Source organism: Paenibacillus sp. sgz302114 (genome assembly GCF_056120345.1).
The window spans coordinates 358,445-382,086 of record NZ_JBVYOI010000003.1 but is presented as its reverse complement, the minus strand read 5'-3'; the positions used below and the strand labels follow the sequence as shown (position 1 = coordinate 382,086).

The window sequence follows — 23,642 nt, the reverse complement described above, 5'->3', positions numbered from 1 at the left end:
TTTTGTGGAGAATGAGATTTCTGGGGCTTCCTCCCGGGCACTTTCTTCCTGTAACTCTGGTTTGGGTTCACTCGAGCCACTCGCGCAAACTATTGATCTAAGTGGGGCGGGCGCTAACGAACAAAATAAGGTGTGTATGATTCGTTAGCTGTAGCTTCATGTCTGTTCACACATTCAGGGAGTCCTCATCGGAGTAAGTAAGAACAGAGTTGGTTGAATGAGATCATTCGCAAGGACGACGATGGGATTCATTTTGCCTGAATATTTGATTCGGACACTCGCACAATCACAGTTACGAAGGATTCAATAAGATAATTTCCGTTCAGTGATAAGGTAAGTGGTTCTCCGTTCATCTCTAATAGAGGAATTTCATTCTCGATATCGCCAATTTCCGCTGTTTTGGAATAAAGCTTTAATTGGTTATCGCTAGCTGTTAGCTTAATAATGCTTTCGTTAGCCAATACAGTCACACATTCAACTGCTTGCAACAATCTGTCTTTATCAATGATCAGTTCGCATAAACAAGCTTGTGGGATTACATTCTTGATGGATGGATATGTTCCCTCAATAAGAGCGGATTCAGCTTTCAGCCCATTTGCGAAGAAGCTTACTCGATTATTACCCATCTCAATTTCAACCGTTTCTCCTCCATAGCTCAACATTTTTGTTGCTGCATAAAGGTTTTTAGCTGGAATAATCGCACTAAAGCTCTCGTTTGTATTATTGCTAATATGTATCGTTCGGGAGGCAAGGCGAATTCCATCAGTGGCGATCAGGTTAAGACAATCATACTCGCAATGAAGCAATATCCCCGTTAAGACGGGTCTAGACTCGGATGTTGATGCCATTATCGCTACCTGTTTAATCGCTGACCTCAGCAATGCGCTATTTATTATTAGTTTACTAGCGGTATGCTGTCCTTCGTGAATCATGGTTGGAAATTCTGATACATCCATTCCGCATAAACGAATTTGAGAATGACCTGCCTCATACTGTTCGCGACATGAAAAGTTGAAGATTAATACCGAACTTTAAGCTTCAAAGCTGATTTATCCTTAGAAATCAAATTATTAAATTTAGAACTTGAATTCATTTATATTTTGCTTTAATATAATCAATGTAGAGATTGAATAATTCAATTCACACTTGCATAAGGAGTGATAACTCTGAAATATCCACCGCCGCAGCAATGTCCGGTCTGCGAGAGCAAGCTGACAATTCAAGAGCTGAAGTGCGATCATTGCACGACAGTGATAAGAGGGAATTTTGAATCGACTAGACTAGCTTCACTGAACGGGGAACAGCTGCATTTTGTCGAAGTGTTCTTGAAGGTACGCGGCAACATCCGCGAGATGGAGAAGGAGCTTAGCGTCTCGTATCCGACAGTGAGGAATCGGCTCGATCAGATCGTAGACACACTCGGATTCCAAGCTTGGCCTGCAGCAGCAGCGCCTGCAACACCAGCAGCAGCAGCTACGCCACCCGAGAAAGCTGTTACGGAAGATTCGCAGCGGAAGCAGATCCTGTCGAAGCTAAATGAAGGCGAAATTACGGTAGAAGAAGCGTTGAAGTTAATCGGAGCCAGTAAAAAATAGGAGGAATGGTGAGCGATGCACGAAGAGCGGACGATGATTATTCGAATGATTGAGGAAGGTAAGATTACCGCGGAGCAAGGCTTGGCGCTGCTTGAAGCGCTCGAGCAATCACAACCGCAATCTCAAGCTGCGCCTACGCTAGAGCAACAGGAAGAACAAGGTGAAGAGCTTGAGCTGTCCGATAGTGGACAAGCTGCTGCCGCCGAGTGGACAAGCACCTTCGATGCATCCAGAATCGAACGAATGGAATTTACCGCGTATGACGGTTCGATCAAATATCAAACCTGGGACGAATCATACACAGAGGTCAAGGCGACTTTCAAAGAGCAGAACGGGTGGAGTGAGAGGGCGCTGAACGAATGGCTTAATCAGTCAATCTTAGTAAGTCGCAGCGAGGAACGATACATATGGACGATGAAGCCGGCGGACAATGATCGTGATCGTGAACTGGAGAATGGAATTGTCATTACCATTCATGTTCCTGAGACGCAGAGCTTTGAGTATTTCAGAGCGACGACGATGAACGGAACTCTCAAGATAGACAAGCTGTTATCTGAAACTGCCGAGCTTTCAACGAATAACGGTACGATTAAGATGAATGACTCAAGGCTCGAGAATCTTAAATCGACCTCTATGAACGGTGCGATTAAGCTCGAATCCGGCATTATGGAAACGGCAGTGCTGAAGACGACGAATGGCAAGATTCAGGTTAGCGGCAAGTACGAGAAGCTTAATTGCCATACAACTAACGGCAAGATTGCGCTGACTGATCTGATCGCGGAACAGGTTGACCTTCATACGCAGAACGGGAACATTGACGCGGCTGCTGCTTTTGAACAAATGGCTTGTAAGACGCAGAACGGGGCCATTAGTGTCCAGGTTCTAAAAAGCGGAGAGACTGAGCAGCGTAAAGAAACGTTCGATGGCGGACTGATGTCTGAACTGCAAGCGGAGACACAGAACGGCGCAATCAACATTGTGTACGAGGAAGGCGTTACCGGCGTCTGCGGCGAGTTTAAGTTCAGTCGGGGAAGAGCGAGCTGTATGCTGAACGGGGAGACTTACGCTGATATGCAAGGTGAAAGCGATACCCAGACCATTGCTTTTCGCCAAGGGGATGAGGAGTACCACCGCCTTGACGTAACGACGTCCAACGGCGCGATTCAAGTGGAGACAATCCCTGCAAAAAATCTGTTGCCATCCTAAAAAATGGATGCTAACATGTTACATTAAACGGAAGGGTTTCTAGGGATCCGCGAATGGGCGAACCGAGCGAAACCGGGCTAACGACGATAGTCAAGCTACACCGTAGGGATAAAAGACCTTCGGCAAGTTCCGCCTCAATTGACAGGCGGTGCTCGCAGGAGGTCTTTTTTGTTTTATTCGCTTAAGTGGCACCGCCGAACGAGGAGCAGACAGGGGGAGAAACAAAGATGGCAACGGTAGCACTGCAAACACATGCGCTTAGCAAAAGATTCACGGTCAAACAGAAACGCGCAGGATTAACCGGCAGTATCCGCTCTCTGATCAAGCCAGATTGGGAGGAGAAAATCGCGGTGAAGAGCATCGACCTGACGGTGCAGCGCGGCGAGATGGTCGCTTTCCTCGGACCGAACGGAGCGGGCAAATCAACGACGATCAAGATGCTGACGGGCATTCTGCATCCTTCCTCCGGTGAAGCGGAGGTGCTGGGACTGACGCCTTGGCGCGAACGAACAAAGCTGGCTTACCGAATTGGCGCAGTCTTCGGTCAGAAGTCGCAGCTGTGGTATCATCTTCCGCCGATCGACACCTTCGATCTGATCAGCCGCATCTATGAGCTTAACCGCAGCGAATACGCCGCTCGCCGGGATGATCTGATCGAACGCTTCGAGCTTGGACCGTATTTGAACATTCCTGTTCGTAAGCTCTCGCTCGGCGAGCGGATGCGCTGCGAAATCGCAGTATCCTTCCTACATCGTCCGGAGCTGCTCTTTCTCGATGAGCCAACGATCGGACTCGACGTCGTCGTGAAGCAGCGTATTCGCGAGCTCATTCGCGAAGTAAACCGGGAAGAAGGGATGACGGTGTTTCTGACATCCCATGATGCCGGCGATGTCGAGGAGCTGTGCTCGCGGGCGGTCGTGATTCACCATGGCGGTATTTTGCTCGATGCGCCTGTAGATCGGCTCAAGCGGGAAGTGCTGAACCGCAAAATCATTTCGCTCACCTTGGCAAACGGTTTTCACGCAGCGATGCTCCCGAGCATGATTGGCACGGAAGTTGTGCAATCAGAGGGCAGACGCATAAAGCTCGCCGTCGACTTGCAGCAGACGGAGATCGAAACGGTGCTCGGCAGCTTAATCGGCCAGTTCCGCCTGGAGGATGTCACGGTTGAAGATCCTCCGATGGAGGAGATCATCTCACATATTTACGGATCGGGAGGTTAGCGCCATGAATGTGCATGAAAGCAGGCAGCTTGGCACCTGGTCCTTGAAAGGACTGAAGGCAGCGGCTGTTGCGCGGATCACCTTGCGGCAGCAGCTGGCGTACAAAACCGATTTTCTCATGCGATCGACGTTTCTGCTGCTCATTCTGTTCGTCTTCGTTCAGCTCTGGGGCGCGGCTTATGAAGGCGACACGACACGGGTGATCGATGGGTACACGCTGAAGCAGATCATCTGGTACCTCGTCTTCACAGAAGCCATTACGATGGCAGTTCCAGCGTTGTGCGGAATCGTGGAGAACGAGGTCAAAAATGGCGATATCGCTATTCGGCTCATACGGCCATTATCGTATGTCGGATATCATTATTCCTCCTATATGGCGGAAGCGATCTTCCGCTTCTTCATCCACCTTGCGGTTGGCAGCATCATTGCTTGGACGTTCGCTGGGCCGCCGGCATTCGGGCTTGGCTGGGCAGGTCTACTCGCATTGACGCTCGGAGCGATCACGATTGCTTTTCTACTCAATATGATTGTGGCGTTATGCGCTTTCTGGGTCGAAGAGACGAGAGGGATGGAATTCGTCCTCCACAAGCTCCAATTCACGGTCGGCGGGATGCTGCTTCCGCTCGATCTGATGCCGGAATGGCTTCAGCGGATATGCGAATGGATGCCGTTTCAGGCGATGTTGTATTTTCCAGCTCGGACCGCTGTTAATTATGGCGAAGCGAGCGTGATGGAGCAGTTCGGCATACAAGCTGCATGGATTGCTGTGCTGGCAGCTGCCGTTATGATGATGTACCGGAGAGGAGTGGCAAAGTTGCATGTCAATGGCGGATAACAATCGTGCGAATGAGAGGCAGAGAGGTTCGAGCAGCTGGGGAACTTTGAAGTTTCTGCTTACCTGCTGGAAAGTGAATCTCGCATCTGCGATGGAATACAGGCTTAGCTTCTTCATGCTAGCTGGCATGATGTTTATCAATAACTTTATGTGGCTATTATTCTGGAGCTTGTTCTTCAGTCGGTTCCAGGTTGTGAATGGCTGGGAGCTAAACGACGTGATGATACTCTGGGCGATCGGGGCAGGCGGATTCGGTTGGTCGAACATGCTGTTCGGCAACTTCAACCAGATTGCTGCAATCGTCTCCGGCGGACAAATGGATGTTTATTTGACGCAACCGAAGCCCGTGCTGCTGCATGTGCTGGCGAGCCGGATGTCGCTAACCGCGGTCGGGGATTTCTTGTTCAGCTTGACCGTCTTCGCATGGGTCGGCGATCATTCGCTGCGAGGCGTACTCTTGTTCACGGCTAGCCTATTGATTAGCGGCTTATTGATTATGGCGGTCACGATGGTTGCCGGCTGCTTCTCCTTCTATGTGGGGAATTCCGAGGGGATCGCGAGACAAGTGTTTAACAGCTTCATCGCGCTTTCCACGTATCCGTCCGATATCTTCCGGGGGTTCGCCAAGGCGCTTCTGTTCTCGATTATTCCGGCAGGTTTCATCAGTTATATGCCGATTGGACTGCTTCGGGACTTCGATGCGGTATTTCTTTTGGAGGCTGTCTCCATCACAGTGGGCTTCCTGGCGGTAAGCATTCTCTTCTTCCATCAAGGCTTGAAAAGGTACTCGTCCGGCAATGCCATCACGCTGCGGGGTTAAGATTGGTTCTTAATGAAATTTTTATCAAAATCGGTCGCTTAGGCGTGTAACCTTAATGAGGTCGGGTGCGTCTAAAAGATAGCTAGATTAGAGTTTTCTAATCGGAGAGGGGGTTAGATATAGAATGAATGCAGAGCCTCTGCTCAAGACCGATTCCGTATGGCGGACGTTTCAAGTTGGCGGTCAGCCGCTGCATGTGTTGAAAGGCATTGAGATGGAACTAAACCCGCAGCAGCTTGTCATGCTTCGCGGACGCTCGGGCTCTGGAAAAACAACGCTGCTTAATTTAATCGGAGGTCTGGATACGCCTACCAAAGGTCAAATTACGTTCAAGCAGCTCCCCTTCCACGCGATGAGTGACGACGAGAGGACGAAGGTGCGGCGCAAGGAGATCGGCTTTATTTTTCAAGCGTACGCGCTCATGCCGCTCTTATCCGCATATGAGAATGTCGAGCTTAGCTTGCGAATGGCGGGCGTGCCAAGCAGCACTTGGAAGGGACGAACCCAGCAATGCCTTGATCTTGTCGGGCTGTCGAAGCGGATGCATCATCGGCCCTTTGAGCTCTCAGGCGGGGAGCAGCAGCGTGTCGCCATTGCGAAAGCGATTGCTCATAAACCGAGCTTGCTGCTCGCCGATGAGCCGACTGCGGAGCTGGATTCCCACATGTCTGCGCAAGTGATGTCGCTCTTCAGGGCGATTATCGAGACTGAACAAGTGACAATCTGTATGACTACACACGATCCTACGATTCTGGAGGTTGCCGATCATGTTTACGAAATGGTTGACGGTTCGTTCCTCTAAAGCAGCGGCAGCTATTGTTATAGGCGCCTCGCTCCTGATGACGACAGGCTGTTCGCTGCTGCCGGATGAAGATAATGAGGAAGTACTGCCTGCAATTGTACCTCCGCAAATTTCGAAGAAGCCGGAATATGAAGTAACGACTGCGACGATTGAAACGAAGAAGACCGCAATTGGGAAGATGATTTCACAGAAGGAAGAGACGCTTTATTTCACTCTCGACGGTAAAAGGCTGAAGGAGCTTAACATCAAGGCCGGTCAGAAGGTGACCAAAGGCCAAGCGATCGGTTCCCTAGATGTCGATGATTTGCGCAAGCAGCTGCGCACCGATAAATTGCAATTCTCTCGGGATCAGGTACAGATGAAGGATACGCTGCGCAAGAAGGATGAGATGGACCCGACCGAGTTTGAGCTTGCCAAGATCGCCTTCGAAGAGAAGCGCCAGCATCTTGTCGATTCGCAAGAGGAGATTGATAAAGCGGTGCTGCTTGCTCCATTCACGGGTACAGTCGTTGCATTGAATGTGATGAAGGGCGATCTGATTAAAGCCTATGATCCTATCTGTATCATTGCAGATACGGGCCAGCTAACGGCGGCAGCGGTCATGACCAAAGAGGAGCTGAAAGGCGTGTCGGTAGGCATGCCGGTTGTCGTGGACATAAACAACGCCGGCGAGATGAAAGGTGTCGTTGCGCAGCTTCCGGTTCAGAAGGATCAGGGCAGCGGCGGTGAAGGCGGCGGCAATGGAGGCCAGCGTCCGGAACGGCCTGAGGATTTTCTCACGGTGAAGCTCGATAGCTTGCCAAAAGGTGTGACGCGCGGAACACCGTTGTCCGTCTCCATCATTATGAATCGCAAGGAAAATGCGATTGTTATCCCTCCGTCAGCGCTCCGCACCATTAGCTCACGCACGTATGTGCAGGTAGTGGACGAGAAAGGCAAGCACGAAGAAGACGTAGAGGTCGGACTAACGACGGCTACGCAGGTTGAGATTCTGCAAGGGCTGAAGCCGGGGCAGAAAGTCGTAGGGCGTTAACGTATGGGGATGCCGTTATTTCGATTTCTATTGCGTAAAATGTGGAATACCAGATGGCTCACGTTAAGCTCGCTTGTCGGGTTAATTATTGCTGTCGCCTTTGCAACGAGCATCCCAATGTATGCGGACGGTGCACTGAAGCGGGTTGTCGCGCAGTCCCTGAAGGATGAGAGCGGCGGATTGCCGGCAGGCTCTCTCTTAATGCGATATCAGGAGACGACTGGAAAGACGGATACGAAGGCGCTTGCGGAGGTTAGCCGTTATGTGCGGGAGGATGTGCCGAAGGAGATCGGATTCCCGTTCGGCACTTATGTGCAGAGCTATTCGATCCGAAGTGCAGAGCTCACTCCTGTTGATCCGACTAAGGTGGATGCATCCCGCGGACGGACAATGGCACTGACGACGATGTCCGGGCTCGATAAGAAAGTCGAGCTGACGCAAGGGCGCTGGTACGCAGACTCAGCCCTGGCGGATGATACAGTCGAAGCGGTAATGATGGAAGAAGCGATGTACCGAAGCGACGTGCATATTGGAGACGTGTTCGAATATCCGATCTATAGCGGACTCAATCTGACGCTTCATGTGAAGATCGTCGGCGCATACAAGCCGCTCAGCGATACTGATCCATATTGGTATCAAGGGCTGGAAGGCATGATGAGCACGCTGCAGATCGGGGAGAAAGCGTTCCAGCAAGGACTGCTTGAGGATCGCAAAATCCCGATGCATACCGCGAACTGGTTCTATGCGTTTGATCTGAAGGACATTCAAACGAGGCAGCTGACACCGCTAGGGAAGACGCTCGATCGACTCAATATTGAGCTATATCAACGGCTCAAGCAAACGCGAGTAGAGATTTCGTTCGCGAAGCTGCTCGGCGAGTTCAAGAAGCAGAGCTTGCAGCTGCAGCTGCTCCTGTTCACGCTGGCTGCGCCGATGCTCGCGATGGTTTTCTACTTCATTACGATGAATGCGCGGCAAGCGCTGGATAAGCAGCGCAGCGATATTGCGGTGCTGCGGAGCCGGGGCGCAGGAACGCGGCAGATCTTCCGTATTTACTTCATTGAAGGATTGCTGCTAGGCATTATCGCGCTTATTATCGGGCCGATGCTCGGCTGGTTTATGGCGAAGAGCATAGGCTCCGCTAATGGATTTCTCGAATTCGTCAATCGGAAGTCGCTTCCGGTTGGATTCTCGACTGAAGCGATTCTGGCTGGTGTAGGAGCAGTCGTGCTAGCGCTGCTCGCGACGATTATTCCCGCCCTTATCTATGCGAAGGCGTCTATTGTCGATTACAAGAAGCAGCTTGCGCGTTCAGACCGCAAGCCGTTATGGCAGCGTTGGTATGGCGATGTGCTGCTCCTCGCTGTGTCGGCATACGGCTGGTACTTATTCAATGAACGGCAGATGATTTCGTTCAAGAGTAATCTGACGACGGATCAGCTGAACGTGCAGCCGTTTCTGTTCTTCGTGCCGGCACTCGCGATATTCGCCTTGGGATTATTCTTCCTGCGTGTATTTCCATGGCTCTTGAAGCTGTTTAATTGGATCGGCCGCAGGGTGCTGCCTGTTCCTTTATTCCTGACGCTATCCCAGCTGTCCCGTTCATCGAGAGGCTACTATCCGCTTATGATTTTGCTCATCTTAACTCTCGGCCTTGGCGTCTATAACGCTTCAGCTGCACGAACGATTGATCTGAACTCCACGGAGCGAACGCTCTACAAGTACGGTACCGATGTCGTGATGCAGACGGTGTGGGAGGGCACTGCAGAGGTGCGGAATACTGGCGGCTCTGGCTCTCAAGGCGATGGCAATGGCGGAAGCGGCGGTCAAGGCGGCGGAGGAAACGGAGGAGGAAGCGGCGGAAATGGAGGCGGTTCAGGCGGTTCAGGTTCCGGAGGGGGCAGTACGCCAGTTCCGACGAGAATTATCTATTCTGAACCACCCTTTGAAGTATTCCGTACGTTGACCGGCGTTGAAGCGGCGGCTCGCGTGCTGCAGACGAAAGCCAACATCGTTGTAGCTGACAAGTCCATCGGCCAAGGTACATTGATGGGGATTGATAATGTCGATTTTGCCAAAGTCGGCTGGTTCCGCAATGACCTGTATCCGTCTCATCCCTATAACTATTTGAAAAACTTAGGGCTTTATGAGCATGCAGCTATTATCCCTTCGAAGGTAGCAGAGAAGCATCAGCTGAAGCTGGGCTCTCCAATATCGGTAGGATTGCCGGACGGCGTAATTGATTTCGTCGTCGTCGGCATCGTCCCGTATTGGCCGAGTCAGTATCCGGACCAATCGCCATTCCTGATCGCGAATCTCGATTACATCTACGACCAAGTGCCAATGATCCCTTACGACGTGTGGCTCAAAATGAAGCCAGGAGCGCTAACCGGGCCGATCATGAAGGAGCTTGAGAGCAAAGGCATTGAGCTCGCGAATGTGCAGGATGTCCGGATCGAGCTCGCTGCGGAGTCGAAGCATCCGACTCGGGGCGGTGTGTTCGGCATTCTAAGTCTCGGTTTCCTGGTCTCGATCATCGTATCGCTGGTTGGCTACCTGCTCTTCTGGTTCTTCAACCTGTCTGGTCGGATCGTTCAGTTCGGCGTATTGAGAGCGATGGGGCTGTCTCGCAAGCAGCTCACTGGAATGCTCTTGCTCGAGCAGCTGTTTACAGCTGGGCTGTCTATCGGGCTTGGCATTATCATTGGCAAGATTACGAGCTTGCTGTTCCTGCCATTCCTGCAAACGACGGATAATGTGGCGAATTCTGTTCCGCCATTCCGGGTTGTGTTTGAGGCGAAGGACACGACGCAGCTGTATATCGTCGTCGGCTGTATGATGCTGATGGGTGCGCTGCTCTTGCTCGTTCACATCCGCAGATTGCGTGTTCATCAAGCCGTGAAGATGGGGGAGGAGCGGTAACCGCATTATGATTACGTGCGAAGGTCTTGTAAAGATTTATAAATCAGACGATCTCGAGGTCGTCGCGCTGCAAGGACTCAATCTCCATGTGCGAGACGGAGAGATGATGGCGATCATCGGCAACAGCGGAAGCGGGAAGTCGACGCTGCTCAATATTCTCGGCGGCTTGGATCGGCCGTCTGCCGGTCAGGTTCATGTCGGACCATGGGATTTGCTCAAAATCACGGAGGAGCAGCTTGTTGCGTACAAACGCGATACGGTCGGCTTCATCTGGCAGAGCAATGCTCGTAACCTGCTGCCGTACTTGACGGCGCTCGAAAATGTGGAGATGCCGATGATGCTGTCCACTCGGCTCGATCGCGCGTATGCGAAGCAGCTGCTCGAATGGGTCGGCTTGAAGGAGCGAATGCACAACAAGCTGCATCAGCTCTCCGGCGGGGAGCAGCAGCGGGTTGCCATTGCGATCTCGCTCGCAAATCGGCCGAAGCTGCTGCTTGCAGATGAGCCAACCGGTTCGGTAGATACGGTTACGAGCGATCTCATTATGGATATTTTTCGCAGGCTGAACCAAGAGCTTGGCATCACCGTCGTCATCGTAACGCATGATCTATCGCTCGCTAGCAAAGTTGACCGGGTGGTGGCGATTCGGGATGGGCTGACGAGCACGGAGTTTGTAAAGAGAAATCCGAACCTGGATGACGTTCAGCAGCGCGGGGACGGTGTGGGCCATAGCGAGGGCGAAGGCGGCATACATTCGATTCATGAGGAGTATGTTGTCGTAGACCGCGTGGGCAGGCTCCAAATCCCAAAAGCGTATTTAACCGCGCTGCAAATTACAGATCGCGCGTCGATGGAGTTTGATGGGGAACGTATTATTATTTCACCGCCTAAATCATTGGAGGGGTAACCGAACATGGAGAAAAGAGAGAATCGTAAGCGAGTCGTATGGAAGAGGTCAGCAGCGGCTGCAGTCAGCGCGCTCATGATCACGTCTACGCTAGCGGCGTGTACGAAAGGGGATAGCGACAGCGATGCGGATCGGCATGTCCTCCGCGTCGGATTTTTGTATTCGAACTCGGACAATGATCCGTATTTGCGCCAGCAGTTTACAGATGGTTATGAGCTGATGCATCCAAACATTGATATCGAGATCGTCTCCGCAATCAACTATGACGAACAGCGATTCGAGGAGCCAGATCCGAATAAGAAGCAGCCAGACCCTTATGAGAAAATGAAAGAGATGCTGACAGGCAGCAATCCTGCAGACGTCGTTATCCTCGAGTCTACTTATCTCAAGCGCGCCGTACAGGATAATCTGCTCAAGCAGCTTGATCCGATTATTCAGGAAGACGAGTTCGATATCGATGACTTCGTTCCGACGGTCATCAACGGAATTAAGGATGCCGGGGATGGTAACTTATATGCACTGACGCCGACATTCAGCAGTTCAGCACTCTTTTATAACAAGAAGCTGTTCACGGATGCTGGTGTTACATTGCCGTCAGACAACATGGAATGGCCGGACGTTATTACGCTTGCGAAGCGGGTAGCCAAGGGAGAGGGCAAAGAGCGTAAGTTCGGGCTTGCCTTCAACCGCTGGGGCGGCGACCCCTATTATGATTCACAGTCCTACTCGGCTCCGCTACAACTGAAGATGTTCGACAACAAGGCGGAGAAAATGACCGTCGACCAGCCTCAATGGCGCAAAGTATGGAATGACCTTGCTGGCTTATACAAGGAGAAAATCGTGCCGACAGGCGAAGATCTCAACAACGGGGGCGGAGGACCGCGACCGCTTGATGATGCGGCTAAAGATGTGTACGATCCGTTCCAAGGCGATTTGTTCATTAACGGGCGCCTAGCCATGACAATAGCAGGCTACGACTATATTAACGAGCTGTCGAAGCTGAAAGATTACGCATCCAAAAATCCCAATAAACCAGTTATCGACTGGGATGTCGTAACAGTGCCGCAGTTTCAGGAAGCACCAGGCATCGGCGGCAATATCTATATGAACAATCTGATGGCGATTAACGCGAAGGCGCAGAACAGCGAAGACGCGTGGGACTTCATTCGCTTCAATAACAGCAAGGAATGGGCGAAGCTAAAGTCGCGCAGCACGTACGAGATGGTATCTCGTAAGTCGTTCCTGAAGCCGAAGGAAGGCATGACTTATAATATCGGCGCGTTCTACGCGCTGAAGCCGGTACCGCCTCAGGATGCTGAGATAGAAAAACTGTATCGCGAGCGTCAGAATCTGTACCAAGTGCAGAACCTTGCGCAGCCGCTCTTCCAGGAGATCATCCAGGGCAAGAAATCGGTGGAGGATGCACTGAAGGAATGGCAGACGAAGGGCGACGCCTTGCTGCAGAAGATCAAGGACAACCCGAATGGCCCGCTTGATCCGGTTGGCGGCGGTGGCGTAGGCGGGGACGTGTATGTGAATCCAGGTGGCGCTAAGGGATAATAATTAGAGGCTTTACAATGGTTAAAGGAGCCGCATCGGTGCATTTGCGCCGGTGCGGTTTTTTATCGTTTTGGTGGAGAATGCTTGATTTTCCGAAATTCGGGTATCCTAGTCAAAACGGCAAAGAAAGGAGCGAGGCACATGAAATGGATCTATTGGGGGAAGCTGTACGAGACCAAGTTTCAGGCAGGCTGCTTAGTAAGAAGGATGGAGAATGATTGGTGGGTGTACGGCTATGAGTGTCCCCAAGAAATCGAAGTGTTCCGGTCGCGCAAAGGCCGATTTGGTGTTCGGTTCCTCCCTTAGAATATTAAGGCTTGACTAATACTTGCCTCATATAGTATATTAATTCTTGTCGCCATTGAATGTTTGAAGAGAATTGATGATATCGCGGGGTGGAGCAGCTCGGTAGCTCGTCGGGCTCATAACCCGAAGGCCGCAGGTTCAAATCCTGCCCCCGCAACCAACCTTTCGATTATTATCGTAAGGGCCCTTAGCTCAGTTGGTTAGAGCGGTCGGCTCATAACCGATTGGTCGGGGGTTCGAGTCCCTCAGGGCCCATCATTTCCTCAATCATAACTTTCATGCCGGGGTGGCGGAACTGGCAGACGCACAGGACTTAAAATCCTGCGGTGGGTGACCACCGTACGGGTTCGATTCCCGTCCTCGGCATCCAACTTATATCAACGTTTAATCCGTTTATGCCAACGTCGAGTCAGACGTTAGTGTGGCGGATTTTTTCGTTGTTTTGCGCCGCGCTTTATTCATAATCCTGTGCGATAGGACCTTCCTGAACGCACCTCATAACCGCGCTTTATTCGTTTTTTAACGACAATTACGCGGAGGAGAGGTGCTTTTTTTATGCAAAGAAACCATCCAGTAAGACGAAAGAATACGATTGCTGCGGTAAGTGAAGGAGGAACACAATTAGCGGCTGAATCAACAGATTTGGATGTCGCGATATCGACTTTTTTACGTCATTGCCGAATCAAGAATCTGACTGGGCTTACAATCAAATATTACGAAGACGTTCTTGGAATGTTTAAACGATTAATTGAAGATAAAGAAATTCGTGGTCCAGTCGAAGTAACTCGGGTGATTATTGAGGAATGTATCCTTGCTAAAAGAAGCGAAGGTGTTGTTGACGCTACAATTAACAAATATTTGAGAGGCTGGCGTGCATTTTTTAACTATTTGAATATGGAAGGCTATATAACGGAGAATCCTTTTGAGCGTATTTCAAATATCAAATCCGAGCGGAGGATAATCGAAACTTTTTCTAAGCCACAGATGAGGATTTTGCTTGATGCACCCAATAAGCAGACTTTTACCGGCTACAGGGATTATGTGATGATGTTATGCCTTTTTGAATGTGGCTGTCGTGCAAGCGAACTTGTTTCCATTCAAATTCCTCATATCAACTGGAAAGAAAGGCTGATCCGCGTATATGGTAAAGGTCGGAAGGAGAGGTACGTTCCTTTCCAAGCGACGTTGGATAAGCATTTAAAGGAGTATATCGCCATACGGGGTTTACTGGAGCATGATTATTTGTTCGTCAATATCGACAATAGTCCAATGAAAAAGCGAACTATGCAGGAGAATATTCAGAACTTCGGAGTTGCAGCTGGAATAAAAGGCGTTCGAGTATCTCCACATACCTTCCGCCATACGATGGCAAAAATGTACATAATGGCGGGTGGCGATATTTTTTCTCTTCAAAGAATATTAGGACATACAAGTCTTGATATGGTTCGTGTATATGTGAACTTGTTTGGAACTGATATTGCAAAGCAGCATGCTAAGTTTTCGCCGCTTGAACGATTAAATGAAATAGAATAACAATTCTCAGACCACCGGTATTTACGCCACGGGGTCTGTTTTTTTTTAGCGAGGAAAATTTCGTCATAATAAAGGGAAAAGTGTATTTCTGTGGAATTAATGTTATAGGAAAAAAGTTATGTCACGGAATGGGTAATTTTACCTATATTAGAAGTATTAGTGTTTAAACCATACTAAATGGATCCACGAAAAGCGAGGTATAGGATAATGTACTACGAGTTAAAAGTGACTGTGCTTGTTAAGATTTCAACTCATCACCTAGAGATTCAGGAGTATATTGGACAATGGATTAATCGTGCACAGTTAGCAGATGCCGAATTTAAACGTACTCATTATGATATCGTCTATAAATTCTATCATTTTAGCAGTTTATATCCGCTAGAAAAGGATGGCATCTACCAAAAAGGTCGAGCGTATATTCTGACGATTCGAAGCTCGTTAAAAGACACACTTGCTCGGATAAAAAATTGTTTGCAAAGCTGTAGTGAAGATGAATATTTTCATTTAATTTCCTGTGAGCAACGCAATAGGCAATTACGTCATGTAACGGAGATGATTACAATTACTCCAACCATTGTTACGATTGATAACAAGCCATGGCTGCACGAAAATAGTATCGAAATTTTGTTACAACAGCTTCATGCGAATGCAGAGAAGAAGTTTAAACGCCTTGAACCCGAGATAGCTGAGAAAGTATTTCAACCGTTTATTCAAGGGATCCGAGTTGAGAATCATAAGCCCGTTGCTTTAAGGTACAAAGGGCGTAAGATGCTGGGCAATAAACTTAGATTATTTATTAATGATGATCCGTTTTCACAGAAGCTAGCTAATGTTGTGATGGGATCAGGTCTAGCGGAAAAAGGATCTTCCGTCGGAGCGGGTTTTTGTTTAGCAAAGTGTCTCGACTAACCCATTGAGGTGAGAGATTATGATTAAAGATTTAACGGTCGGATTTGAAAAAGCAAAGCAGCAGTGGCCCAATATTGTTCATGAAAACTACAGACTGAAGGAAGGTCTTTACATCAGGCTGTATCTGGACAAAAGCTGGGAAGAGCAGTCCGCACTATTCGAGCAAAACCATCTAGTGATTCGTGCCAAAGAGGATGAAACTACACAAGTAGAATTATTAAGATGGTTTAAACTTAGAGACTATTGGAGTTCATTAATCAATATGAACAAACCGGTAGACAGTAAGAAACAGATACATAGCAACAATCCATATGCATTATTCGTAAAGCAAGATGTTTTTGTTGGGGATAAAAAGGATCTCAAGTCCAACATGGCGGAAAATATCAGGCGTTATCTAGAAGCAACTATTGCTGAACAAGTGAAGTTAAGATGGAATGAGTTAATTCCAGCATTGAAGAGTAACATTGATCGCTTAAGTGTTTTCCGGACTTCGGATTATGAATCAGCATTAAATTATTTAGAAAGCCCGCACCGTCTATTAAGGACTGAACGAATTACAGAGTGGTATAACAATAATTTTTCAGAACTTACCGAGTTTATCAGAAAAATTTCATACAAAAAGTATGTGAAGCTTTTCTTCTCATTAGATTCCGTCACAACCTCAGAATCTCCATCCTGCGAGCAAGTTTATAAATTCGAGTATGACCTCTATACCATTCCGAAAATTTATAACAGCAATGATTACAATCAACTGATTAACGATGAGCTTGTAGGACTTCCAGGCTTAGATATGACGATGAATAGCAAAAAGCCATTTATGGAGCATAAAACAATGAGAGTTGAAGCTCCCAACCGTGTTTCTATAAAGGAAGCTTTATTGGCCAAGGAAGCGACAGAATGGTTAGCTTCGTCATTGATTACACCTAAGTACACGACCAATAAGCTAGGGTATGAGACAGGCTTTGCTCCAACGATGGGCCAATTGCCTCCTGAAGGCTCGCTGCATATTTACATGGATGGTAGAAATAACGAGCTTCACGGCTTTGAGAATGTTCCTTTTCCATCTACATTATCTATTGAATTAGAATGGAATAATTTTTTGGAATTGAAAGATAAGGATGATGATGTTAAAGAGTATAAACCGCTTAGAGATGCAGGAGATTTACAAAAAACAATTAGTAGTAGATTTTTCCGAGGGCGGATGAACAATCAATTTCTTCTGAATGATCCTCCTGATGTGAAAAGAAAGGATTTTACTACGGTGATGGTTGCGCTTTTTTTACAGAGCAGACAGGCATTTCACGATTGGTTTCATAAAGGAACTATCATTTCAGTACGTGGGATATTTTCCAAAGTTACGCTTCGTTTATTAGAGGAGCAATTAATACATGTAGAAACTGTACGATTGCCAGATTTAGCAGACACCTATAATTTACGGCTTTCGATTGAAAATTTTCTTAATAATCAAGGAGGTAGTAAGTTGGGAGACCGTATTCAAAGTACAGTCAAAGCATTGCGAGTTAAATTGGCAGGTGAAGAACTTGATGGTTTTTCATCAGATGAAGAGTTCTACTTTACGGTAGGACAGCTGGCATACTACTTAGTTAGTCAATCCGAAACCAAGAAGAAGACTGGTGAACTGTATGAACCATTCTTACGCGCGCGTACAGGGCAACAATTGAAAAAGAGATTAGACGATGCGTTTAGTCGGTACAAATATAAAATCAAAACGACAAATCGCAAATTTAATAAAATGATGGCGATGGTCAATGGTTATATACCCGAGCAGGGTAATCAAGGCGATGCACGTGAGATGATGATGGCTGGACTTTTTGCAGACAATCTATTGTATGAAAAATCGGCTAAAGGAGTGGAAGTTAATGTCGAAAATGAATAAAAGAGTGATTGGTTTAATAGGTGTGGTCAGTAGAATGGCGAATTGGAATGCAGATTTTACTGGATTGCCTAAGACGACAAGCGATGGTGTTATTTTTGGCAGTGATAAGGCGTTGAAATATAGTATGAAAAGACTTTGGGTGGAAAGAGGAGAACGGGTACTATACATTCGTTCCTATAAGTTCGGTAAAGGAAAAGATGGCGAGAAGATGCTGCCACGTGAGTTGAAGGAGCGATATCAGTATTTGTTTGAAGAAGAGGTATCCAAGGATTCGGTAACCGTTTTGAAAAAATTGTTTTCTTGTGTGGATGTAATGAATTTTGGAGCCACTTTTGCTGTTGAGGGACAAAATTTAGGTCTTACCGGTATAGTACAAATGGGACAAGGTTTCAATAAATATGCAGATACGAATATTGAGGTCCAGGATATATTATCACCTTTTCGTAATTCGAATGAGAAAAGTGAAGAGAACGAGGCAACCTCAATTGGTAAGAAAACAACAGTAGATGAAGCCCACTATATTTATCCATTCACAGTGAACCCGAATCACTATGATGATTTTATAGGTTTACCAGGGTTGGAATTATTCGACGGATATACCGATGAAGCCTATGCCTCGTTTAAGGATGCTGCTTTAATCGGTGCTACTGCTTTAAATACGAATAGTAAAGCTGGCTGTGAAAATGCATTTAGCTTGTTTATAACATTCAAAGAAAACTCACGTAGCTATTTACCTAATCTCGATCCTTATGTTGAGGTTTATAAAGAAGCCGGGGAAACAATTTATGATTTAACGAAAATTGAGGATATTGTTGAAGGTTTGCATGATCAAATTGAAAAAATTGAGCTGTATGTGAATCATTATGCGGCAGAAGTTCGTTTGGGGATTAATGGATTAAAAAGATATAACATCATTACTCGCAATGAGTTATAAAATCATAGATTACTATAAAAGGAAGCTAAAGGTAAGCCTTAAGGAGGAACACCATGCGAGCACTTCGATTTGAATTAAAAGGTGAAACGGCATTTTTCAAAAAGCCAGATGTGAATGTGTATGCATATTTTACTTATAGTCATATCCATAAGGTCGCTTTGTTCGGGTTATTGGGTGCAATTTTAGGACTTGGTGGGTACATGCAGCAGTATGACAAAAACTATCCCTTGAGTAGAAATCGCAAAAGAGCAGACATTCAGCAAGTGTTCCCTGAGTTTTATGAGGTCCTTCAGCATGCAAGAGTGAGTATTGTTCCGTATGGGGATCGGGGATATTTTACCAAAAAGATTCAAATCTTCAATAACACGGTCGGATATGCTAGTCAAGAAGACGGCAATGTGTTAATTATACGAGAGCAATGGCTTGAAAGGCCGCACTGGACGATTTATGTAGCGGATGATGAAGGCCTACCATCAGAAGTTTTCAATAAGTTAGCTGAACTAATGCTGTCGTCGCAAAGTGCATACATGCCTTATTTGGGCAAAAACGATCATCCTGCGGCAATCTCTGACCCTGCATTAGTGGAACTTACTGAATCTGATGCTCCTCGCTACATCGATTCCTTACACAGGGTAGATTCTATTCGCTGTGATGCAGATGGTAAAATTAAAGGAAAGCTCGGCAAGAGCTTTTTTAAAGAATTCATGCCGATGGGGTTGAATGAAACTAATAATGGCTATATCCTTCATCCTCTCGTCATGACAAACCACGCCATTGATCAAGAATCAATTTCGGATGCAGATCGTCATAACCTTTATGTTGATGAGGAACGCGTTGTTTATTTTATATAATTTCATAATTTGGGATGACAGTGTACTGCATCCTGGGTTTTTTTAATTTGAGGGAGGGTTAGATTGGGATTACGTGCGCATTTAATAGATGGTGCAGAGTTTATTTTGCAAGCACATACAGGTGATAAATCCCCTGGGGGAGAGCCGGAGCTATTGATTGATCATTCTAACCTAGTGCTTGAATTTGTGGATAAGCTCTGCGAGGAGAATGGCTTGTCAGATGCTGTTCGAAGAGCAATTGAACGAATGACGATTATGGATGAGCCCCTTTGTGAAAAGGCGAAGTTTATAATTAACAATTGGTTTAGACAGGCGATTTATCTACATGATTTGGGTAAGTTGAATCCAGTATTTCAGAGGAAACGGATGCGTAACGAGAATTTAGGTAATCTTGTTATGTCTGGTGATTCCAATCATGCGCTGCTGTCGGGGCTATTGTACCTGCATATATATCTTCCAGAGCTCGAGACTATAGAGTTTTCTCAAAATAGCAAAAGAAACGAATTAATATGTAATGTGATGAGACACTTCCTCTATACATTTGCTTATGTGATTTCACGGCATCACACGTATTTGGCCCCTATTGATGAAATCGATGGGGATCTAACTAAATTTGAACGGCAGTTGGAAGTGCTCCAGAAGCAGTTAGTTAAGAAACCGGATTATTTATTTTACTATCGGCATAAAGAAAGTCTGCTGAATAAAAAAGTAGATAGTGAGGCAAATTCATATATCTACGAACAGGTATGCAACCGACGCAATAATCGTTTCAACGATAGGCATTCTCCATTTCCCTTCTATATTCTGAGTAAGTTATTGTACTCGACTATGGTAGCTTGCGATTTTTATGCTACAAATACCTTTGAAACGGGAGTGAGACCAGAATTTCAATATTTTAACGAGAAGCGTTCATTGCAGCCTGTGTTGGAAGTGTTTCATAATAAGGAGATTTATCGAGGGGTACAAGCTTATCATCTTTTGGATAAAACGGTTGAGATGGACCCTATTAATGAGCTGCGTGCTGCTTTGTTTTTAGAGACAGAAGCTCAAATGATGAAGAATCTTGATCAGTCCTTATACTATCTAGAAGCACCCACTGGCTCAGGAAAAACCTTCATGTCACTCAACTTAGCCTTGAAGTTACTCGATTGTGGTAAGGGGTTCAATAAGCTAATTTATGTTTTTCCTTTTAATGCGTTGATCGAGCAAACGAAACTAACAATAGATGAAGTGTTTCCACCAGATTTGCAGAATCACTATCGCATGCAGGTCATCAATTCGGTTACACCGATTGTGTCCGAGCAAGAACTGGCTTCTGGGAAAGCTCAGATGAATGGTGAAGGAGAACAAGAACCAGATATCTCACCTGATTATAAAACGGAGCTCTTACACCGGCAAATGATGCAATACCCAGTTACTTTGACTTCCCATGTCAATTTTTTTAATTATTTGTTTGGGGTCGGTCGGGAATCTAACCTTGCTTTCACCCATTTGTGCAACAGTGTAATTATTTTGGATGAAATTCAAAGCTATCGCAACGAGATTTGGAAAGAAATCATCCATTTTCTTCGTTCGTTTGCCGAGATTCTTAACATGAAAATTATCATTATGTCAGCGACTTTACCTAAGTTAGATGTGTTATTGGAAGATGCATCTGTGAGGACGTGCTCGCTAGTGGTCAATCGTGAGGATTATTTTCAACATCCATTGTTTCGTAATCGGGTCGAACCGCACTTTGAACTGCTTCAGCATAAGAAACTGAATGAGGAATTGTTGTTGAAAGAAGTAATTGGTGTGTTGAGGGAGCGAGGGGCAAGAGGTGTAACAACACGGCTTTTTATCGAATTTATTACAAAAGCCACTGCGCGGAGCTTCTATGAACGATTGGAAAGAGAAAATACAGGAATAAAACTATTTGAACTAACCGGGGATGATAGTAATCTTTCACGAAAGAAAGTTTTATACGAGCTTGGTAAAGATGATAATAAGAAGTTTCGTTTATTGAATGTGATAGTTGTGGCTACTCAAGTTATTGAGGCTGGAGTGGATATTGATATGGATGTTGGTTTTAAAGACATATCCATACTCGACAGCGAAGAACAATTTCTTGGACGGATCAATCGTTCTTGTTTACGAGTGGACTGCCATGCATATTTCTTCAATATGTTTGATGCTTCCAGGATCTATCGAAAAGATAAGCGCACAGAGTACGATCTTCGTTACCAGTTTTATCAACAGATGCTGCAGAACAAGGACTTCGGGGATTTTTATCAGTTATGTATGGGGAGGTTGAATGAAGAACGTAATAAGCCAGATTCGAAGCATTGGTCTTATTTCACCGCTATGGTACAGACGCTGCAATTTCTAGAAGTGGAGAAACATATGCAGCTTATTGAAGACAAGCCTTACACTTTATTCATTAATCATACGGTGCAATACGATACTGGTAATGGAGAAACCGTAGCATTAGATGGAAGTCAGGTTTGGAACCGCTTCAAACATCTTTTGGAGGATAAAAAGTTGGAATTTGCTAATCGGAAGATTGAACTGTCACTCATACAGGAGAAGATGGCTTATTTTACGTATAGCTACAGAAGCTTTGACAAAGGGAAGCCGAAACTTCCATCGTATTATACAGAGAGGATAGGAGATCTATTCTATGTATCCGATGGTGAACGTTTTATGGATTTGGATAGAGCATCGGGTACTAAGAAATTTAATCGTTTCTCATACATGGGCAAGGAGGATGCGTTATTACTTTGATATCTAGCTTTTTAATCAAAACCATGAATTTACTAGCATTTTAACCATAACAGTAGCTGTATTGAAACTAAGGCGCGAGCTGATACGTCCCTCCGTCGAGAGCATTTAACCGTAACATTAGCTGTATTGAAATCAGTGCCCCCGTGCCCACCGCAGGCGTTGTACGCACATTTAACCGTAACAGTAGATGTATTGAAACTACATTGGATTATTGTACGTTCGAATTTTTTGGGCTATTTAACCGTAACAGTAGCTGTATTGAAACAGGTTAACGAAGCCAGGTTCGTCCTCCGCTTGCATCATTTAACCGTAACAGTAGATGTATTGAAACAAGGGAGTGTGACGCTAGGATGTCAGATTCACAGTAGCTGTATCGAACATCCGTTTAGCAGCCGTGGCTTTAAACTCTGGCGTAATTTAACCGTAACAGTAGCTGTATTGAAACTCTGGTACAAAGATGGCGGCGAGGAATAGCCCTAGCATTTAACCGAAACAGAAGCTGTATTGAAACTAGTTGATCGTCAGAGTTCCTGCGCACTTGTTGCACATTTAACCGTAACAGTAGCTGTATTGAAACTGGTGATGCTGCCGCACAATTTGATTGAACAGTTTCATTTAACCGTAACAGTAGCTGTATTGAAACAACTTCATGCCATCGACCTTCTTCTCGCAATGGTGATTTAACCGAAACAGTAGCTGTATTGAAATTAGAGGTCTTCGATCTGGCAGTCAAGGATATCGGCAGCATTTAACCGTAACAGTAGCTGTATTGAAACTCGGGTGTGAAAATGGCGGCAAGGAATAGTCCAAGCATTTAACTGTAACAGTAGCTGTATTGAAACTAGTTCATGTCTTTTTGTGCTAGGGCCTGCGTTTACATTTAACCGTAACAGTAGCTGTATTGAAACTCAAAGAGCCCACGCCGAACGATACGACCATCTATTATTTAACCGTAACAGTAGCTGTATTGAAACTCATGGACGGTACCGTTCATGCGCCAGCCCTTGCAATTTAACCGTAACAGTAGCTGTATTGAAACGCGACAGAAGGCAAACTGTCTAGTGAAGTTGGAATATTTAACCTTAACAGTAGCTGTGTTGAAACGACAATGCGCTCAATACGTTCAAGATGACCCCCCGACAATTTAACCGTAACAGTAGCTGTATTGAAACGACTTTGCCGGTGTTAAATTTATGAATGAGAAAGCCATTTAACCGAAACAGTAGCTGTATTGAATCTACGATAAGTTTTTACGAGTGATCCCGATGTACTCAATCTAACCGAAACAGTAGCTGTATTGAAACAACCAGATTGCAAGGTAGTCTGCGTCCGGGAATCGCATTTAACCGTAACTGAAGCTGTATTGAAACTTGTATCCTACCTCTACCAATTCAAGCTGTTCCAATATTTAACCGTAACAGTAGCTGTATTGAAACTACCGCTGATGAATCCGCGTCATTGGCTGAATGCCTATTTAACCGTACCAGTAGCTGTATTGAAACTACACATCATTTTATGTGCCGTCTTTGGTGCTCGCATTTAACCG

The 23,642-nt window shown here is 46.3% G+C and carries 18 protein-coding genes and 3 tRNA genes; 20 read left to right on the top strand and 1 reads right to left on the bottom strand.

The genetic code is table 11. The features are described from left to right. Positions 1-248: 248 nt before the first annotated feature. Positions 249-1,019 (bottom strand): DNA polymerase III subunit beta, encoded by a 771-nt coding sequence (dnaN, locus tag AC0LWF_RS11000; RefSeq protein ID WP_474651759.1) that lies wholly within the window; start codon positions 1,017-1,019, stop codon positions 249-251. Between the two features lie 138 nt (positions 1,020-1,157). On the opposite strand from dnaN, the gene AC0LWF_RS10995 reads away from it, so the two are divergent. The 20 genes from AC0LWF_RS10995 (at position 1,158) to cas3 (ending at position 22,096) form a co-directional block, all read left to right on the top strand. Beyond that, the gene (locus AC0LWF_RS10995; RefSeq protein ID WP_474651575.1) at positions 1,158-1,595 is read left to right on the top strand and encodes a DUF2089 domain-containing protein; all 438 of its coding nucleotides are present in this window, start codon (positions 1,158-1,160) and stop codon (positions 1,593-1,595) included. A gap of 15 nt (positions 1,596-1,610) precedes the next feature. Next, on the top strand, positions 1,611-2,801 hold the full coding sequence (locus AC0LWF_RS10990) for a DUF4097 family beta strand repeat-containing protein (RefSeq protein WP_474651574.1): 1,191 nt from the start codon (positions 1,611-1,613) through the stop codon (positions 2,799-2,801). A 227-nt stretch (positions 2,802-3,028) separates the two neighbouring features. Next, entirely contained in the window at positions 3,029-4,024 is a 996-nt protein-coding gene (locus AC0LWF_RS10985) for an ABC transporter ATP-binding protein (RefSeq protein ID WP_474651573.1), read from the top strand. Positions 4,025-4,028: 4 nt separating this feature from the next. After that, on the top strand, positions 4,029-4,859 hold the full coding sequence (locus AC0LWF_RS10980) for an ABC transporter permease (protein WP_474651572.1): 831 nt from the start codon (positions 4,029-4,031) through the stop codon (positions 4,857-4,859). Continuing rightward, entirely contained in the window at positions 4,843-5,679 is an 837-nt protein-coding gene (locus AC0LWF_RS10975) for an ABC transporter permease (RefSeq protein WP_474651571.1), read from the top strand. The genes AC0LWF_RS10980 and AC0LWF_RS10975 overlap by 17 nt, the downstream gene beginning before the upstream one ends. A gap of 124 nt (positions 5,680-5,803) precedes the next feature. Beyond that, positions 5,804-6,481 (top strand): ABC transporter ATP-binding protein, encoded by a 678-nt coding sequence (locus AC0LWF_RS10970; RefSeq protein WP_474651570.1) that lies wholly within the window; start codon positions 5,804-5,806, stop codon positions 6,479-6,481. Continuing rightward, positions 6,447-7,514 (top strand): efflux RND transporter periplasmic adaptor subunit, encoded by a 1,068-nt coding sequence (locus AC0LWF_RS10965; protein WP_474651569.1) that lies wholly within the window; start codon positions 6,447-6,449, stop codon positions 7,512-7,514. The genes AC0LWF_RS10970 and AC0LWF_RS10965 overlap by 35 nt, the downstream gene beginning before the upstream one ends. A gap of 3 nt (positions 7,515-7,517) precedes the next feature. Then, complete coding sequence (locus AC0LWF_RS10960) at positions 7,518-10,436, top strand: ABC transporter permease (protein WP_474651568.1); 2,919 nt, start codon at positions 7,518-7,520, stop codon at positions 10,434-10,436. A 7-nt stretch (positions 10,437-10,443) separates the two neighbouring features. Beyond that, positions 10,444-11,343, top strand: a complete 900-nt coding sequence (locus tag AC0LWF_RS10955) for an ABC transporter ATP-binding protein (protein ID WP_474651567.1) — start codon at positions 10,444-10,446, stop codon at positions 11,341-11,343. Positions 11,344-11,349: 6 nt separating this feature from the next. After that, the gene (locus AC0LWF_RS10950; protein ID WP_474651566.1) at positions 11,350-12,903 is read left to right on the top strand and encodes an ABC transporter substrate-binding protein; all 1,554 of its coding nucleotides are present in this window, start codon (positions 11,350-11,352) and stop codon (positions 12,901-12,903) included. Between the two features lie 141 nt (positions 12,904-13,044). Beyond that, positions 13,045-13,209 carry a hypothetical protein gene (locus AC0LWF_RS10945; RefSeq protein WP_177182534.1) on the top strand — a complete coding sequence of 55 codons (165 nt, stop codon included), beginning with the start codon at positions 13,045-13,047 and terminating at the stop codon, positions 13,207-13,209. Between the two features lie 83 nt (positions 13,210-13,292). Then, positions 13,293-13,369 (top strand) — tRNA-Met (locus tag AC0LWF_RS10940). 21 nt (positions 13,370-13,390) lie between these two features. Further along, positions 13,391-13,464 (top strand) — tRNA-Ile (locus AC0LWF_RS10935). Between the two features lie 25 nt (positions 13,465-13,489). Further along, positions 13,490-13,575: transfer RNA gene (locus AC0LWF_RS10930), tRNA-Leu, on the top strand. Between the two features lie 189 nt (positions 13,576-13,764). Next, positions 13,765-14,742, top strand: a complete 978-nt coding sequence (locus AC0LWF_RS10925; RefSeq protein WP_474651565.1) for a tyrosine-type recombinase/integrase — start codon at positions 13,765-13,767, stop codon at positions 14,740-14,742. Between the two features lie 207 nt (positions 14,743-14,949). Then, on the top strand, positions 14,950-15,651 hold the full coding sequence (locus AC0LWF_RS10920; RefSeq protein WP_474651564.1) for a CRISPR-associated protein Cas6: 702 nt from the start codon (positions 14,950-14,952) through the stop codon (positions 15,649-15,651). Between the two features lie 19 nt (positions 15,652-15,670). Further along, positions 15,671-17,548, top strand: a complete 1,878-nt coding sequence (locus AC0LWF_RS10915; RefSeq protein WP_474651563.1) for a hypothetical protein — start codon at positions 15,671-15,673, stop codon at positions 17,546-17,548. Next, positions 17,532-18,482, top strand: a complete 951-nt coding sequence (locus AC0LWF_RS10910) for a type I CRISPR-associated protein Cas7 (protein WP_474651562.1) — start codon at positions 17,532-17,534, stop codon at positions 18,480-18,482. The genes AC0LWF_RS10915 and AC0LWF_RS10910 overlap by 17 nt, the downstream gene beginning before the upstream one ends. Before the next feature lie 53 nt (positions 18,483-18,535). After that, positions 18,536-19,333: a type I-B CRISPR-associated protein Cas5b gene (gene cas5b / locus AC0LWF_RS10905; protein WP_474651561.1), complete on the top strand. Its 798-nt coding sequence runs from the start codon at positions 18,536-18,538 to the stop codon at positions 19,331-19,333. A 63-nt stretch (positions 19,334-19,396) separates the two neighbouring features. Further along, a complete protein-coding gene (cas3, locus tag AC0LWF_RS10900) occupies positions 19,397-22,096 on the top strand; it encodes a CRISPR-associated helicase Cas3' (protein WP_474651560.1) in 2,700 nt (899 codons plus the stop codon). The last annotated feature ends 1,546 nt before the right edge of the window (positions 22,097-23,642 follow it).